The following is a 15958-nucleotide window of genomic DNA, read 5'->3' on the forward strand; positions in this document are numbered from 1 at the left end:
GGAAGATTCCTAGTATATTAGTTATTATTGATGTAATTGCCATCGGATGACATCAAATGGGTGATTGAAAGGAGTGTAGACATGGGAAAATGGAGAATGAAGTTAGTCCTGTTACTTGTGATAGTAAATACAATAGGAATATTCGCTATCATTCCATATGGGCTAACTATAATGGGTAATCAATCCATACCGGGGGATATGCCCACTTCACTAATAGTTGGTATAAATTCAACTTTCCAAGCCGTATATATGTTTGTCATGATAGTGATTGGGTTAAGGCTTCAAAATCGTACAGGGTTGAACGCTCCCATATTAAATGGAATGGTTTATCCTAAGACACGAGTACGTATCTCAAAAAAATGGTTAATCTATAGTATTGTTGGGGCATTAATTGGAAGCATTAGTATCATTCTTCTTGATGTATTGGTATTTAACCCTTTGATGGGATCGCCAATGGTTCAACTTCCTTCCCCAAATTGGTGGCAAGGTTTACTTGCTTCACTATACGGGGGAGTTACAGAAGAAATCATGCTTCGATTGTTTGGCATGACGTTCATTGTATGGTTATTGGCCTGGATAACAAAAAAAGAAAAAGATCACATCCCCAATAGTTTTTACTATGTGGCAATATTTCCTGCGGCCATAGTATTCGGATTAGGGCATTTGCCAGCGACACTAGAAGTGTTCGGCGATCTATCGAGCATTCTTGTCATACGCGCATTGGTGTTAAATGGGCTCTTAGGTTTGTGGTTTGGTTACTTGTACTGGAGGAAGGGCTTGGAATATGCCATAATTGCACATTTATCAGCAGATATCTTTCTTCACGTTCTATTTGTATCCATACTCAATTAAGCCATTTTGTGCTCATTACTAAACGGGCTAGTTTGCGGAAGGAACAATAGATGTATAGGCATATAAAAGACCACTAATTCATATACGAAATAGTGGTCTGTTTTATGTTTTATATGAGTGGACGGAACAAGTCTTCCACTTACGGGCGCATCTTTTTAAGCTCTTTACGCTGCTGCATCAAATAAAACACCAACGTAGCTACTCCATACAACCCTTTATACTCTTTCTCGCGAACGAACTCACTCGCATTCCCTACACGATCCTTAAACCGAATCGTTGTATCGAGTGCGGCATTCGTCACTTCACGTGAAGCCTCGCCGACATCTCCGACAATCTGAAAGACCGGTGTCACTTCATAAATTTGCTTGTTTACATTGCTGATTGTATCATTCGTCGTATGAAGAATTTGCTGGGTCTGACCCGTCACTTCCTCTACCGTTGACGGTAGGGTATCGGTCGTCTTCTTGACACTTTCCAATACTTCGGTCAGTTTCCCAAGTGGTTTAATTAACACGATAGAGACAATAATTAGCGCGATGCCGATAAGCAATACGCCTATACCTAGTACCCAATCCATCAAATTCACCCCTCTCTGTTATTCTGTTTCATCTTATAGTACATTTTTGACGCTACCTCAGACAATGCAGTCGTTTGCTCCATCAACTTGGCATACTTGCCAGGGGGCGCTGATACTTGATCCGCCATTTTAGCGATAGAGTTCTGCACATACTGGGTAGACTCGCGAAGTTCTTTCGCTGAAGCTGCCAATCCTTCAACTGATTGCAGTTTTGCGTTCGCATCATCCGCAATTTGATTCGTCTGAGTCATGAGCTGATCGGCTTTATCTGTGATACCGCCGACTTTCAGTTCCACACGTTTCATCGTTTCTTTTACATCTGTCATTGCTTCTTTGACCGCTTTGGCTGTTTTAATAATAGCAATTGCGATAACTACTAAAGCCGCAACGGCGACTATGGCACTAATATACAAGAGCACCTTCAATCTAGTCACCTCCACATAATAAGTGCGTTTCTAACTTGAACGCCTAACTTCCGTCGAAACGGGTAAACGTTCTATATCCTTGTCATTCCACAAATGAAAGTAATCTAAACACTGGTATGCTAATTAACTAGAAAAACTATATTTCTATACCTACATGGGAGTACAACACCTGAAATATGATATAATCTTCAAAACAAACATTAAAGGGGTGAAATGAATGCCTTGTAAAGGTTGCGTTATCCAGGACATTGTGTATGAAGTGTCATTTGATAAGTGTAAGCAAACAGCATTATTCGATTCAATAGAAAATCATTTGAAGCGAGTCCTTATGCTGGTGAACCAGGAAGATCAAACATTTCATGTAAAAGAACAAGGGATAAAAGAATTATACGACTTTTGTGTCGATCATGCAGTAGAAATGGATTCTATTCGTTTTCGTCTCAACCAAACCGACTGGCGGCCGCTCTCTGAAGTCATGCAAGTAGTCGAAATGCAGTGGATTGATCAAGTCATTTCAAATCAACAATTAACGAGCCATTATCAGCCTATTGTTACACCTGACCTCGAAATTTATGCGTATGAATTACTCGCGCGTTTCTATCATAAAGACGGTAGAGTGATTTATCCGAATGAAATTTTCACCGCGGCAAAAGAACGCGGTAGATTATATGCTCTTGACAGAGTATGTCGTCTGACGGCAGTCCGCTATGCAAAACATATTACGCAAAAAGCATTTATTAATTTCATTCCAACATCTATCTATTCGCCGGAGTTTTGCTTGCGATCGACGATTAATGTAGCCAACGATTTGGGAATTGACCCACATCGTTTGATTTTTGAAGTAGTGGAGTCGGAAAAAGTGGAAGACATGGACCATTTAAAAACCATTTTGGAGTACTATCACTCAAGAGGATTCGAATATGCGCTCGACGATGTGGGAGAAGGCTATAACACGGTTGAAGTGCTCTCTTTCCTTCGTCCGAACTATATGAAGCTTGATATTAAGTATGTACAAGGTGTCGCGACTGATTCCGATAAGCAACTTATAGCAGCGGAGTTTCTAGAAAAAGCGCTGGCAGTGAATTCGATTCCGTTAGCAGAGGGGATTGAAACGGTAGAAGATTTTGAATGGTTGAAAGCGAAAGGGTATCAATTATTCCAAGGCTATTTATTTGGTAAACCATCAGCCGTTCCGCAAGTTGAAATTACCATCTAGTGTAGGCGAGTTGTCGAGGACAATTCGTTTACACGGAATTTAGTTTAATGTTAAACTAAATAGGAAAAGGAGATGGTATATATGAAATTAAATAAAAAAATCGCAATGATCACAGGCGGTGCTGGCGGCATCGGATTAGGAATCGCTACAGCCTTTGTGAAAGAAGGAGCGACCGTCGCCATCGTCGACTTGAACAAAGATGCAGGCGAACTGGCTATTGAACAACTGCAGAAAATCTCTCCGCAATCGATCTTTCTTCAAGCGGACTTATCGGTACAAAAAGAATTACCGTCACTTGTTGAGCAAGTCGTAACAACACTCGGTAAACTGGATATTTTAGTAAACAACGCACATGCTTCACGTATGAAATCCATCGAAGAGATGACGCAAGCAGACTTAGATCTTTCATTTAATACAGGATTCTATCCGACGTTTTATTTGATGCAAGCCGCTCTTCCACACTTGAAAGAGTCAAAAGGAACCGTTATCAACTTCGCTTCTGGCGCAGGATTAAATGGCGATGTGAACCAAGGTTCATACGCTGCAGCGAAAGAAGCCATTCGCGGGATCACTAGAGTGGCGGCGAATGAATGGGGACAATACGGCATCACGTGTAATCTGATTTCACCCATTGCCAAAACACAAGGAATTGAGCAATGGGGACAAGAGAATCCCGAATCTTATAAAGCGATTCTTGCGAAAAATCCACTTGGGCGCCTTGGTGATCCAGAACAAGACATCGGTCGCACCGCAGTATTCCTAGCAAGCGAAGACGCTTCTTACATCACAGGTCAAACGATGATGGTAGACGGCGGTTCTATCAAATTACGATAAGATACTTTCCAGGCTGTCCTGATTTTTGGGGTAGCCTTTTTTTGTATGTGGGAGTATGAGCGCACCCGCAACGACTTTTACCCATTATCCCCCCAATCCTCTCAAAAAAGCTGCTCCATTAACGGAACAGCTTTTTTCAAACGAATGTGTTATTTAACTTAGTGTAAATTTGGACTAAACTATTTCGTTCAGCAGCCGATAAATGACTGAAGAACTCCGAACGCACCTGTATTCCGAATTTCTGCGCTTCGGTCAAAATTTCTAAGCCTTCGGGTGTTATATTCCAATACTTTGTTCGACGGTCTTGTTCATCATTACGTAACGTAATATACTCGCTTTTAATGAGTTTTGATGACAAATGTGTTAATGAGGCGGGTGTGAAGCCTAGTGTCTCAGCTAAATCAGAGGGACGTTGCTCACCTTTTTTATGTAACTCTAGCAACACTAGAATATGGGAGATTCCTAGAGACAGCTTGGATTCTTGCTGGAAACGGATCAACATTTTATTTGTCACTTGATCCATCAAATGTACCAAATTGAAAATTGTCTGGTCTTCATTCAAAAAAGAACACCTCCCTTTCCTTCAAAAAACTTTATGCTTATATATTATTATCATACCTATAGTATATATGAAATAAAACAGTTGTGACACGATTAACATACTTACATCCCACACAATATGTTAAAATCAAGAATTTTTTCATTTTCTCCTTTTTAATTATAGACTGATAGCGTATGATAAAGACAACGAATGAACTAGATGAAACAAATAGGAAGGGTGGGCATAAGGTTTGATGAAAGTTAAAGATTCGTTAACATTTCAGCTAGGTACGATTATAGCTGGGATCTTGGTAGTGATGTTAGCCATTACATCACTAGCTACATATAAGACGGCTTATGATAAATTGTATGACGCTGCAGGAATTGAGGCATACGGCTGTGCCAATATTACTACTGGATTGATTCGACCTGGTGATTTGGAAAAGGCATTGGCTGGCGATGTCGATACACAAGAAGAGCTGGGAAAGACGTTGAACTGGACAACCGAACATAAGAATATATTTGAAACACAATATATTTTGGATTTGGATGGAAAGCTCGTTGCTCTAGATGATAATTTGAGAGCTAAAGGGTTTAAGCCGGGAGATCAGTTCCATTTAGATGAAGAAGCGATTGCAGATCTACTCGAACATCGACATTCGACATATTCTCAACCTTACGAGTATGGCGACATGGAGCGGCTTTCAGGTTATGCGCCACTATATAAAGATCAGGATGCCAGTAAGGAAATCATCGCATTCAGCGTAATTGATTTCGATGCCGACATTGTCAAACACCGTACATGGGATGTCGTTCGCGACGGAATTTTGATCAGCATTATTCCTATGATACTTGCTTCAATCGGAACAGGATTCCTCATTCGCCGGAAGACGAAGCCGATTACAAGCTTAATTGAGCAGGCGAAGAAAATTGCGGATGGCGACTTGGCGGTTCAACCGACAGAAGTGAAGTCACAAGACGAAGTGGGAGACTTGGCTCGTACACTGAATCGTATGACGGCGAATCTACAAGACATGATCGCGACGATGAATACGACATCGCAGCATTTATCTGAAAACGCGGGAGAAACTTCTGCATCACTTTCTGAAATGCGTGAAGCGATTACGATGGTTGCGAATAATATCGAAGAAGTCGTCACGGCCGTCACGGATGGTACGTCAAATGCCCAGCATGCAACAGGTATTCTTGCGGGATTGGCAAGTGGTTTGAGCAACACGAAACAAAGTGCCGATTCGATGCTCGTTAACTCCAATGAAACGATGAAAATTGCACTAGAAGGCGCAAAACGCGCAGAAGAAATTAGCCACGATATGGAATTAATTCGAAATGGATCGCAAGAAGTTGGAGATACAATCCAAAACTTGGTTGAATCTACGACGAAGATCCAAAATATCACGGGGTCCATCGCGGGTATCGCAGCTCAAACGAATTTACTTGCGCTGAATGCATCAATTGAAGCGGCACGTGCAGGTGAACATGGTAAAGGCTTTGCGGTAGTGGCGGAAGAAGTACGGAACCTGGCTGAGCAATCGAATCAGGAAGTACTTGAAGTAGAGAAGCTGGTGAAGGATATTTCTGATCGTATCCAGCAAGTCATTACTTCCACATCGGAAAATACGAAACACATCACGAAGGGTACAGAAACAGTGAAGCTTACGTCTCAATCATTGAGTAATATTTCCGTGGCGGTTGGAGAAACCGTTAAGGAAATCAAGAATATCTCGAACTTGATGACGTCGGAAGCTATGAAATCAACAGAAGCAGTGCAGTTGATCGAACATTTAACACACGCTGTACAAAATATTGAAGACATGACGAATAATATTGCAGCAGCCGCTGAGCAAACGACAGCGAGCATAGAAGAAATTTCAGAACGTTCTACGCAGACCAATCAAATGGCGCGTGAACTAGAAGTGTTTGTCGGTTCATTCAAATTACCTAAATAAACACTCGGCCATCGCTCGCAAAGCGATGGTCTTTTTAACCATTGATTTTAGAATGTATGTTCTGTATAATACGAACGTACATACGCTTGAGAAATGGGGAATATCTGATGGAAAGGAACCGAGATAGAGGGAAATTGAAGTGGACGTCGCTCATGCTGCCTGAACACCTTGAAAGACTACGTGATTGGCAACGGGAAGATGAGTATATAGAACGGCCTGAGTTAACCGATTGGGAGCTACAAACGATGCAGGAGACACTTGAAGTGGCGTGGCGCAGGCGTGTCGAGACATCGATTAAAACTTGGCATGATGGGGAAGTTCGCTTTCATCAGGGAGAGATTGAAGCGCTCGACTTGCGGACGATGACGATCAGGCTGCGTGATCCATTCGGAACGGAAAGAATTCATGTAGAGAATGTGATAGACGTCCAGTTATCGAAAGAGGCGGGTGGTGTATAGGCAAAAATAAAAGCCGTCTGCGAAGGCAGACAGCTTAATCTCTGAAAAATACTTTTTCTACGTTGTACTTTGCTTGCTCTGTGTTGATTACGTACGTTTCGTAGATTTCGCGTTCCATTGGATCATCGATGATAATAGCAGAAATTTTCGCTACTTCTTCACGGTGATTACGTAATGGAGACACCTGGTCTTCAAAATGTTTTTTCAGACGTGGACGCAATTTTCGTGCTTTTCCTACGAATAACAACTCGTCGCTTTGGTTGAAGAACAACAAAAGGCCGCCTTTATCACGTGGAATATCATGAAAATCGATGAAACCATAGATTGGCTTAATTGGTGTTTCATCCGGTCCCATTTCTTGTTTTCTGCGAACGATTGTTACGTCCGGTTTAGGTAATGTAATATTGATCATTTTACTTCACATCCTTATATCAGTCAGTGTTTATCCTATCATACGGCCAAAAAAAAAGCGAGAAACTTTCTTTACATCCCTTGCATATAGTAAACAAATGTCTCGGGAAGGATGAACTGATGAAAAACCCTGCCGTTATAGTAACGTATCACATATCGAATACCAAGCCGAAAGTGGATGTGTATTATCCCGTCATCACGCAGCTGGATGATCCGAAAATTCAACAGAAGCTAAATCAAGTGCTATTCAAGGAAATGAACAACATGCTAACAGACAATAATTATTATGATCCAAGTCTTGTCGAGATGATCGCAACGTATGAAATTAAAAATAATCAACGTGATCTTTTCAGTATCAACTTGATCGTCTACTCGTTTACTGGTGGAGCGCATGGAATGACTTACGTTAAATCTCTGACATTTGATACGAAGACGGGAAGGCAATACAAGTTGCAAGATATGTTCAAGCCAGGCAGTCCTTATGTGCAGCGGATATCTGAATATATTAGACGCCATATTCAGCAATGGAAAACTCCAGTGCTTGAGCCATTCACTAAAATCAAGCCTGATCAGGATTTCTATATCGCAGACACGAGTCTGGTTGTCTATTTCCAACTATACGAAATTTCACCTTACGTAGCCGGCTTCCCTTATTTTCCGATACCTTTGCTTGATTTACAAGATATCATCAAACCAAATAGTCCAGCAGACCGAATGTTGCCGTTTATAGGAAATTAAAAGATCTGTATAAACAAATGTATGGGCTTACATGACAGAGTAGTGTTATAATTTTGATATAAGAACTACACAAAAGAGGTGGAAACTATGCTAAGAAATTTCTTTATCGGTTTATCTGAAAATCAACTACTGAATCAAGCTGCCCAAAAATACGGCTTCCAATTAGGAGCACAACAAGTGGTGGCGGGAACTAACATCGAAGAAATGATTGACAGTGTCAAAGAGCTTAATCAAGCAGGTATTTCATGTACGATTGATAATCTAGGTGAATTTGTGTACGAAAAGAGCGAGGCTGTTGAAGCGAAAGAACAAATCTTAAGCGTAGTGGACGCAATCCAAGAACATCGAGTGGATGCGCACATCTCGATCAAACCATCACAACTCGGTTTGGATATTGATTATGCATTTTGCAAAGAACAGGTAGAAGAAATCGTTAAATATGCAAATCAAGTAGGTATATTTGTTAATTTAGACATGGAAAATCACTCACGACTTGAACCAACGTTCCGTTTAGTAGACGAATTAAAAGCAAAAGGCTTTGAAAACGTCGGAACCGTTATCCAAGCCTATTTTCATCGCGCATTAGATGATACGAAAAAATACAACGACACACGCATGCGTCTAGTAAAAGGTGCGTATAAAGAGTCACCGAATGTTGCGTTTATCAATAAACAAGAAATCGACGAAAATTATATAAAAATTATTGAAGAACACTTATTACATGGAAACTTCACGTCGATTGCGACGCATGATCATACTATTATTCATCATGTGAAGCAGTTTGTAAAAGAGCATGATATTTCATATGATCAATTCGAGTTCCAAATGCTATACGGTTTTCGCCATGATTTACAGCTACAATTAGCGAAAGAGGGCTATAATTTCTGTACATACGTGCCGTTTGGCGAGGACTGGTACGGGTACTTCATGCGAAGATTGGCGGAGCGTCCGCAGAATATGAACTTGATGGTGAAGCAAGTGTTTAACAAGAAGACGAATACTATGATTGGCTTAGTCGCCGGCGCGTTTGTGCTGGGGCGATTGAGCAAGCGTAAAAGTGAAGAGAAACCAGATGATGGTTGGGTAAAGTATCGCTAAACTGCAGGATAGGGTGACGTGGATCCCGAACTACTCTTTACCTATCTCTTTCTTCAATGCATTCCAAAACACTGTTTCCCTGCAGTGTTTTTTTGTAGTTACTTTACATAAAACATGGGAAATAGTAGTGTTATAGATAGATATTCATTCCTCATAAAGTTAAAGGAGGAGCGTTGTTGAAAAAAGGCTTACAGTTCCCTGTGCAGTATTCCTCGTTAGATGTGACTTGAATCAAGACAAAGGTAAATCGTTTTTTTTTGAGAAACAGTAATTCCATAAAGCACAAATAGACAAGAAGTATAAGAACATCGAACTGTTTGGAAATGGAGACGTGGCAGCATGCACTTCTGTCTTTCCACAACGTAAAAAACGAAATGAGGACGGTTATGAACATTATCGAAGCGAACATTTCCGATATCCCTGTCATCCGTGACGTGATGATCCGGGCGTTCCGGGAATACGAGAAGGCCACACCACCGACGAGTGCGTTGAAAGAGACTGTCGAGAGTATCACGGCTGAAATGCAAAACGGTGTACAGGCGTTGATTGGCTACATGGAAGAAGAACCCGTCGCGATGGTCCGTTTTCGATTGGAAGGCGAAAGCCTCTATTTCTCTAGATTTTCTGTCGTGCCGGAAAGACAAGGACAAGGTATTGCGAAAAAAATACTGCGGTTTTTAGAGGAGTATGCGACGCAACAAGGAAAGAGAGTAATAGCATGCAAAGTACGCGCGGATGTGCCGAAAAACATCTCACTCTATCAATCGATCGGCTATCACGTGTGTGAGAAATCGGTATTACATAGAACGGATGGCACGTCGATTGCCGTAGTTTCCATGGAGAAATCACTTTCCTGAGCAATGGGAGGTAGTGCAAGTGGCGAAACACAAGAAAATTACTCGCGATGTATTGCAATATTTGGGACTTTTTATTGTGTTGGGAGCAAATATTGTGCGTCTGGCACTCTACAGTACTGGGGTTGCGTATACGATTCTAGAAACGACGTTTAATTTGTGGACGTATACAGCAATGGGAGTAGGAATGGCTTTGTTGCTAGTGTCTTATCTGTTTCCGAAAAGGAAGCAGTCAGTATAAATTGTGAAAGGAGGAGATACACATGCATCACCGCAATATATATGATCCGTCGCATCACCACAATATGTATGATCCATTTCTATCTTCTGGAAATGTATTCATATACATCATTCCGCTAGTATTCCTACTGTTCAATATATGGTTCGTGCTGAAATTCCTTAAACTACAAGAACGCAAGAATGCAATCCTTCAATCGATCGCAGAAAGACTAGATAAGCAGAAATAAGAAGAACCATATTCAAATCAAATTCAGCATGTCTCGGATGTATCGGGTCAACATCAGATGTCCGTTTCATGCTCATTGAAGAAAAGAAAGAACGTATTTTTTGACGACAACATAAGAGAATCAAATGAGGATTGAATATAGCCGACAATAGGCTATTCAATAAAATAGATAAGGAGAGGATTTCATGCTTCGAAAACTATTTTATATTACGTTTTTGGCAGTCATATTGGTAGGTTGCCAGACAGCAGATAAGAATACTACATCGAACACCCCACGAGAGGCACTAGAGCAGCTTCATGCAGAGGAAGGTTTTGCGGAAGTGGTGAAAGTTTATCGTACGTTGGAAATCGATAATAATAAAGTAATCAATGTCTATAAAGGGATATTGGACGGCACAGAAGAAATATTTATTGCAAAGTTGAACAAAGAGAAAAATGACACGTGGACGGTAACGGATGCGATTGGCATCGGCATGCCTTCCGAGAAGAACTTAGGTGAAAGTGTCAAAACTTCTTCGTTTGAAGCAGGTTTTACAAAGAAGAATAACGCACCGAGCCCAAATACTAAATTGGTACAGACTGATGATAAAAAGTATCGGGTATGGGTGAAAGTCATCGACTAACAAGAAAAGACCGCCTGCGCGGTCTTTTTCTCATTGTCTGCCAAGTAAAATAACGAAATAGACAACCATCGCAAGCAATCCAAGCGGTACGCCGACACGCGCCCATTCCCCACTGCGAATATTGAGTTTACCTGCCGCAATGATATTCGGGATATTTCCGGGAATCAACATCCCGCCACTAATTAACAAGCCGAGTAGTAGCGCTTGGATTGTTGATGCGTCCATCGCGGGACTGATTTCCGCAGCAGCCAGTGTCGCGTTATCGAGCACAGCAGAAATCATATTGATCCAGTAAAGCGTTAATGGCTGAAGATCGAGTAAGTAAAGGGTGATCAATGGCTCAAATCCTGCACCGAGCAATGTCAATGCCAAAACAAATATATACACTTTTACGCCGCGTCCGAAAATACTTATGTACGACTCTGCCGCTTGTCCGGAAGAACGGTACCGCGAGCGGTTGCGTGGGCGAATCAGGAAGAATGCGAGCAGTCCAAAGACGAAGACACCGGCTATAATATCGGTTCCAAGCAGGTTCATTAAATAATAGAAATCTTCATCGAGTTTATTCGTCGCAATCGTAGAAAGTGGCTCGCCGATTGGTGTCAGCACCGCGCCCATGCCGATTGCGTAACACGCTAAGATCACAAAACGAATTTCTGAACGTCTGTCCATTTGCAAGACGGACGCGATGGCCACGAGGACTAACGCTGCAATAATGGCCGTGATAACACTAGAAATCAATCCCAATCCCATAATAATCAACGCCAAGAATAATTGGAATGGAATAATTCGGCTACCTGCTACAACCGCTTTCTCAAATGGATGTCGTATCCAGCGAAAGACTATTCCCGCTACAAGAACGGCGAGCGTAATATGCAATGGATCGCGTAACGCCTTATTCCACAACTCCCACTGCAACACCCCACTAACAAATGCCGCAGCACACCCCATAACGAATAAAAACAGCTCCAAATTACGTTCAATACGAGGGACCGTAAACGGCAGCAATAACACCAAACCTAAAATAATGAGCAAACCAGTGACCATAGGTATCTCCTTTCATCAATCTTTCTTCTACACTGTATGCAAAAAGCCGATTCATCTTGCATAGAGTCTGAATAGAATAGATAAAGAGGAGGGACACGCATTGGAAGTTTCAGATATTGTACTGATCCCAGTTATTATCGGATTAACGGAAATTTTAAAGATGTATGGTCTGCCGAAAAAATTGATTCCGATCTTTTCCCTACTATTAGGCATCGGTGGCGGGATCTTCTACTTGTTTCCAAATGATTGGAAGTCTGGGATACTGGGCGGAATTATTATGGGATTGTCGGCGAGCGGGTTGTATTCGAGTGGGAAGACGATTGTTAAGAAACCGCCGTGTGATGAGGAAGATGACAAGTGATAGGCGCATTTTTATAGGCAGTATAAAGACCCTTGTGTGTTGTGATTTGACATGAAAGGGTCTTTTAATTGGATTCTACTAAGTTAGGCATAAAGATGATAAAGGACGTGATGAAATTCTTTCATATACAAAATACATAATGGCTAGCGAGTGACGCATTGACTCTCAGTACACCGTCTATTGATTTCACCCTGCAAAAACTATAAGCTAGTTAACAGTTACAAAGAGTATTATAGTTCATTGTCCCACAAACAAAGAGTAAATAGGAATTAGGTGAAAATCCTGAGTGTTCTGGCCACCGTAATGGGGAAAAATGACACTAAGTAAGAGGGATTACCAAAATATATAAGTATGAAAACTTCATGGTCCCCATCTCATTCAGGAAGTGGGGATTTTTTGAATTCAAAACTACACTGCCACTGAAGAAACTGCTACGTTTAATTTCAATGAAAAGGTAGAGGCTTCTACGCTAAAAACTAGCTGTCGGAACGATTCACTATACGTTGTCACTGTAAATCATTTGGACGAATCTCTCATTCCCCAGGAAATGAACGTGATGCTAAATGGCAAACGACTAAATAATTTTACAGCCAAAATCACATTAATTGAAGGTATGAATGACATTCAATTCCCAGATTGTCGCAGGTTTGGTCATCGTGGTAATGAGCAGGATGAAAAAAAGAAGGCATCAAAGAGATTAGAGCGATATAATGAAGAAAGATCGGGTCGCTCGTCACGGAAATAAAGATTCGATCGGTGTAAGAATAGTATTTGATACGTATCAACGTGATCACGGAAGACTCGAAGTCAGTGACACCATCCTGGATTCCATGGACAAGTTGAAACTGGGTCTTGAGAAAATGGAGAAACAAGGTGCTGACTACAATATTTACAACAGTACGTACAAGGCATCGCTTATTTGTGTGTACTCCAATGCACCCTACTGTGCTAGTGAGATGTACTAGGTAGAGATCTAGACAGCTATATACGAAAATAAAGAAAGTAGGAAACTAGATGAGCGCATTCTCAAACTTTCACCCACTATTGCTACTTGTCTACGTTACAGTCGTTTTAGTCACGATGTTCAGCTCGTTTCATCCGATCATCGTGGCGCTGGCCATGATCGGAGGCGTTCTGTATTTCCTTATGTTGCACGGTGTACGGACAGCAACTAAAGACTTAATCTATTACTCTTTCGTTTTTCTACTAATTGCCGTAGCGTATCCAGCAACTGTACATAACGGTTTCACTCCGTTATTTTTCCTCCATGAACACGCGGTAACGCTGGAAGCTGTGACGAAAGGACTCGTCATTGCGGGAGCCGCAGTTGCAACCAGTTTCTGGACGAAGAGTTATTTTGAGATTTTCACGACGAACACACTACTTGCCGTACTGACGAAAGTGTCCGCTAGCCCCAGAATTCTCGTTTCCATGCTGTGGCGATTCATTCCGTTATTCAAAATAAAATGGCGTGAAAAGCAACTGGCACAACGCGGAATCGGCTATTACAAAGTAGGGAGCAGAGTGGAAAAATTCCGTCGCGCGTTCGCATTGTGGCGGCGGACGCTCGTTCAGACAGCGGAGTTTAGCATTGTTAAGCCAGATGTCATGAAGGCGCGAGGGTATGGTATCGCGAAAGAGAGAACGCGGTATAAGACGAGGCGATTCACAAAACGGGACGGAATATTGACGGCTGGACTCGTTCTGTTTCTTCTTTACTACATTGGATACTTCACACAGCACCAGACGCAGTATTATCCAGAAATCAGTGAACAGACACTAGGTGCAGGGCATTACGTCATCATCGGCTTGCTCATGTTATTACCGTTTATCTATGAAGCGAAGGAGAGGGTCAAATGGCGATACTTACAGTCGAAAATCTGAACTTCCATTATGGAGGACAGCATGTGTTGCGAGACGTGAGCTTTTCGATTAAGCGTGGAGAATTCATAACGCTATTCGGTCCTACCGGTTCAGGAAAGTCCACGTTATTGAAAATGATGAAACGGGAAATGCGGCCGAACGGTAAACTTAGCGGCACGGTGTATGTTAACGGCGAAAAAATCGATGAACTGCCCGCGTCGACTACATCGACAGCTATTGGCTATATGATGCAAAAGCCAGAGGAACAAATAGTCATGGAAAAAGTGTGGCAAGAGTTGGCATTTGGTCTTGAGAATATAGGCGTGTCGACGGTAGACATGCAACAAAAAATCGCTGAAGTCGCCAGTTTCTTCGGTATTCACAACTGGTTGCATGAAAGTATCAGTGATCTATCAGGTGGACAGAAACAACTCGTTAATCTAGCAGCAGTGCTAGCAATGGAGCCAGATATTTTATTACTCGATGAACCGACGTCCCAACTTGATCCCATTGCGGCTTCCATGTTTCTGATGCTACTTGAGAAAATCAATCGTGAACTTGGCATGACAATTTTACTTGTCGAGCATCGATTAGAAGAGTTATTGCCGGTATGCGATCGAGTGTGGTTCATGGAAAACGGCTCACTCCTTTATGACACGACACCGAAAGCAATTGGCAACTCCTTGCTAGAACATCCAATGCTCGACGCACTTACGACAGCAATGCGTGTCTATTATAAGCTCGGCTTCCGTGATGAGACGCCGATTACGGTGCGCGAAGGGATGGATTTCATTCGGCATTATCCACCGGCAATACTACCGACGGATCCGATGAGAAAAAAGCATCCACCGCTCATCACCGTGAAAGATTTGTATTTCCGATACAATCGAAAAAGCGATGATCTACTAGCGGATATGACGTTTACCGTACATCGAGGCGAAATCTTCACGATTGTCGGGGGAAATGGAGTCGGCAAGTCTTCGTTACTAAGGTTACTCGCCGGACTGCATAAGCCGTATGCAGGTAAAGTAAGGATAGATGACGTCGCACCAGGCAAGTGGAAAGGGAATATCGTCTTATTGCCGCAAAACGCACAAGCATTATTCATGTACTCAACAGTGAAAGAAGAGCTAATTCATGCGGTTCCTATGCAAAAAATGCCGAAAGAACAGAGGGAAACGACGGTGTCGAGTATGATGAAACAGTTACATATCGAACATCTTTCGGAAAGAAATCCATTTGACTTAAGTGGCGGAGAGCAGCAGAAGGCCGCGCTTGCAAAATTATTGCTGCTTAAACCGGATATATTATTGCTGGATGAGCCGACTAAAGGAATGGACGTCATGTCGAAAAAAGAAGTGACGGAGTGGATTCGAACGCTTCAAAAACAGAATATCACGACGATTATCGTGACGCATGATATTGAATTTGCAGCTGAAGTATCTACACGTGTTGGCATGCTGTTCGATCAATCACTCATCGCGATCAATCATCCGAAAACCTTTTTCACGTCCAACCGCTTTTACACAACCGCCGCTAGCAAAATCGCACGCGGATTATTCCCATATGCCATCACAGCCGAAGACATCGTAGACGCAGTGAACTTGAACAACAGGAGGAACTAAACA

Annotated in this window: 20 protein-coding genes; 15 read left to right on the forward strand and 5 right to left on the reverse strand. The window is 42.0% G+C overall.

Going from position 1 to position 15958, the window contains the following annotated elements:
- The first annotated feature begins 81 nt into the window (after positions 1 to 81).
- Positions 82 to 852 (forward strand): CPBP family glutamic-type intramembrane protease, encoded by a 771-nt coding sequence (locus tag CSV75_RS02480; protein ID WP_099674608.1) that lies wholly within the window; start codon positions 82 to 84, stop codon positions 850 to 852.
- Positions 853 to 991: 139 nt separating this feature from the next.
- On the opposite strand, the gene CSV75_RS02485 is transcribed toward CSV75_RS02480, so the two are convergent.
- Both CSV75_RS02485 and CSV75_RS02490 read right to left on the reverse strand, forming a co-directional pair.
- Positions 992 to 1429 (reverse strand): DUF948 domain-containing protein, encoded by a 438-nt coding sequence (locus tag CSV75_RS02485; protein ID WP_099674609.1) that lies wholly within the window; start codon positions 1427 to 1429, stop codon positions 992 to 994.
- A 5-nt stretch (positions 1430 to 1434) separates the two neighbouring features.
- A complete protein-coding gene (locus CSV75_RS02490; protein WP_233191610.1) occupies positions 1435 to 1848 on the reverse strand; it encodes a DUF948 domain-containing protein in 414 nt (137 codons plus the stop codon).
- 223 nt (positions 1849 to 2071) lie between these two features.
- Between CSV75_RS02490 and CSV75_RS02495 the strand changes: the two genes are divergently transcribed.
- A complete protein-coding gene (locus tag CSV75_RS02495; RefSeq protein WP_099674611.1) occupies positions 2072 to 3070 on the forward strand; it encodes an EAL domain-containing protein in 999 nt (332 codons plus the stop codon).
- 81 nt (positions 3071 to 3151) lie between these two features.
- Positions 3152 to 3904 carry an SDR family NAD(P)-dependent oxidoreductase gene (locus tag CSV75_RS02500; protein WP_099674612.1) on the forward strand — a complete coding sequence of 251 codons (753 nt, stop codon included), beginning with the start codon at positions 3152 to 3154 and terminating at the stop codon, positions 3902 to 3904.
- A 136-nt stretch (positions 3905 to 4040) separates the two neighbouring features.
- Here the strand turns inward: CSV75_RS02500 and CSV75_RS02505 are convergent, their stop codons facing one another.
- Positions 4041 to 4466 (reverse strand): MarR family winged helix-turn-helix transcriptional regulator, encoded by a 426-nt coding sequence (locus CSV75_RS02505; RefSeq protein ID WP_099629857.1) that lies wholly within the window; start codon positions 4464 to 4466, stop codon positions 4041 to 4043.
- Positions 4467 to 4698: 232 nt separating this feature from the next.
- Here CSV75_RS02505 and CSV75_RS02510 point away from each other — a divergent pair, with 232 nt between their 5' ends.
- A complete protein-coding gene (locus CSV75_RS02510) occupies positions 4699 to 6411 on the forward strand; it encodes a methyl-accepting chemotaxis protein (RefSeq protein ID WP_099636756.1) in 1713 nt (570 codons plus the stop codon).
- Between the two features lie 107 nt (positions 6412 to 6518).
- A complete protein-coding gene (locus tag CSV75_RS02515) occupies positions 6519 to 6869 on the forward strand; it encodes a YolD-like family protein (RefSeq protein WP_158231573.1) in 351 nt (116 codons plus the stop codon).
- A 34-nt stretch (positions 6870 to 6903) separates the two neighbouring features.
- On the opposite strand, the gene CSV75_RS02520 is transcribed toward CSV75_RS02515, so the two are convergent.
- Positions 6904 to 7281 carry a nucleotide excision repair endonuclease gene (locus CSV75_RS02520; protein ID WP_099629859.1) on the reverse strand — a complete coding sequence of 126 codons (378 nt, stop codon included), beginning with the start codon at positions 7279 to 7281 and terminating at the stop codon, positions 6904 to 6906.
- 119 nt (positions 7282 to 7400) lie between these two features.
- Here CSV75_RS02520 and CSV75_RS02525 point away from each other — a divergent pair, with 119 nt between their 5' ends.
- From CSV75_RS02525 to CSV75_RS02550, 6 genes are all read left to right on the forward strand, one after another.
- A complete protein-coding gene (locus CSV75_RS02525) occupies positions 7401 to 8018 on the forward strand; it encodes a DUF3298 and DUF4163 domain-containing protein (protein ID WP_099674614.1) in 618 nt (205 codons plus the stop codon).
- Positions 8019 to 8105: 87 nt separating this feature from the next.
- Positions 8106 to 9116 (forward strand): proline dehydrogenase family protein, encoded by a 1011-nt coding sequence (locus CSV75_RS02530; protein WP_099674615.1) that lies wholly within the window; start codon positions 8106 to 8108, stop codon positions 9114 to 9116.
- A 386-nt stretch (positions 9117 to 9502) separates the two neighbouring features.
- Positions 9503 to 9973 carry a GNAT family N-acetyltransferase gene (locus CSV75_RS02535; RefSeq protein ID WP_099674616.1) on the forward strand — a complete coding sequence of 157 codons (471 nt, stop codon included), beginning with the start codon at positions 9503 to 9505 and terminating at the stop codon, positions 9971 to 9973.
- A gap of 19 nt (positions 9974 to 9992) precedes the next feature.
- Complete coding sequence (locus CSV75_RS02540) at positions 9993 to 10211, forward strand: hypothetical protein (RefSeq protein ID WP_099674617.1); 219 nt, start codon at positions 9993 to 9995, stop codon at positions 10209 to 10211.
- A gap of 22 nt (positions 10212 to 10233) precedes the next feature.
- Complete coding sequence (locus CSV75_RS02545; RefSeq protein ID WP_099674618.1) at positions 10234 to 10437, forward strand: hypothetical protein; 204 nt, start codon at positions 10234 to 10236, stop codon at positions 10435 to 10437.
- A 184-nt stretch (positions 10438 to 10621) separates the two neighbouring features.
- Positions 10622 to 11059, forward strand: a complete 438-nt coding sequence (locus CSV75_RS02550; RefSeq protein WP_099674619.1) for a hypothetical protein — start codon at positions 10622 to 10624, stop codon at positions 11057 to 11059.
- Between the two features lie 30 nt (positions 11060 to 11089).
- On the opposite strand, the gene CSV75_RS02555 is transcribed toward CSV75_RS02550, so the two are convergent.
- Positions 11090 to 12106, reverse strand: a complete 1017-nt coding sequence (locus CSV75_RS02555) for a DUF1646 family protein (RefSeq protein ID WP_099674620.1) — start codon at positions 12104 to 12106, stop codon at positions 11090 to 11092.
- 100 nt (positions 12107 to 12206) lie between these two features.
- On the opposite strand from CSV75_RS02555, the gene CSV75_RS02560 reads away from it, so the two are divergent.
- From CSV75_RS02560 to CSV75_RS02575, 4 genes are all read left to right on the forward strand, one after another.
- On the forward strand, positions 12207 to 12467 hold the full coding sequence (locus CSV75_RS02560) for a hypothetical protein (protein ID WP_099674621.1): 261 nt from the start codon (positions 12207 to 12209) through the stop codon (positions 12465 to 12467).
- A gap of 710 nt (positions 12468 to 13177) precedes the next feature.
- Entirely contained in the window at positions 13178 to 13432 is a 255-nt protein-coding gene (locus tag CSV75_RS02565; RefSeq protein WP_099674622.1) for a hypothetical protein, read from the forward strand.
- A gap of 49 nt (positions 13433 to 13481) precedes the next feature.
- Positions 13482 to 14351, forward strand: coding sequence for an energy-coupling factor transporter transmembrane component T (locus CSV75_RS02570; RefSeq protein WP_099674623.1), 870 nt, complete (start codon positions 13482 to 13484; stop codon positions 14349 to 14351).
- On the forward strand, positions 14324 to 15955 hold the full coding sequence (locus tag CSV75_RS02575) for an ABC transporter ATP-binding protein (RefSeq protein ID WP_099674624.1): 1632 nt from the start codon (positions 14324 to 14326) through the stop codon (positions 15953 to 15955). Before CSV75_RS02570 ends, CSV75_RS02575 begins: the two co-directional genes overlap by 28 nt.
- Positions 15956 to 15958 lie beyond the last annotated feature (3 nt).

It is taken from the genome of Sporosarcina sp. P18a, assembly GCF_002743135.1.
GTDB lineage: Bacteria > Bacillota > Bacilli > Bacillales_A > Planococcaceae > Sporosarcina.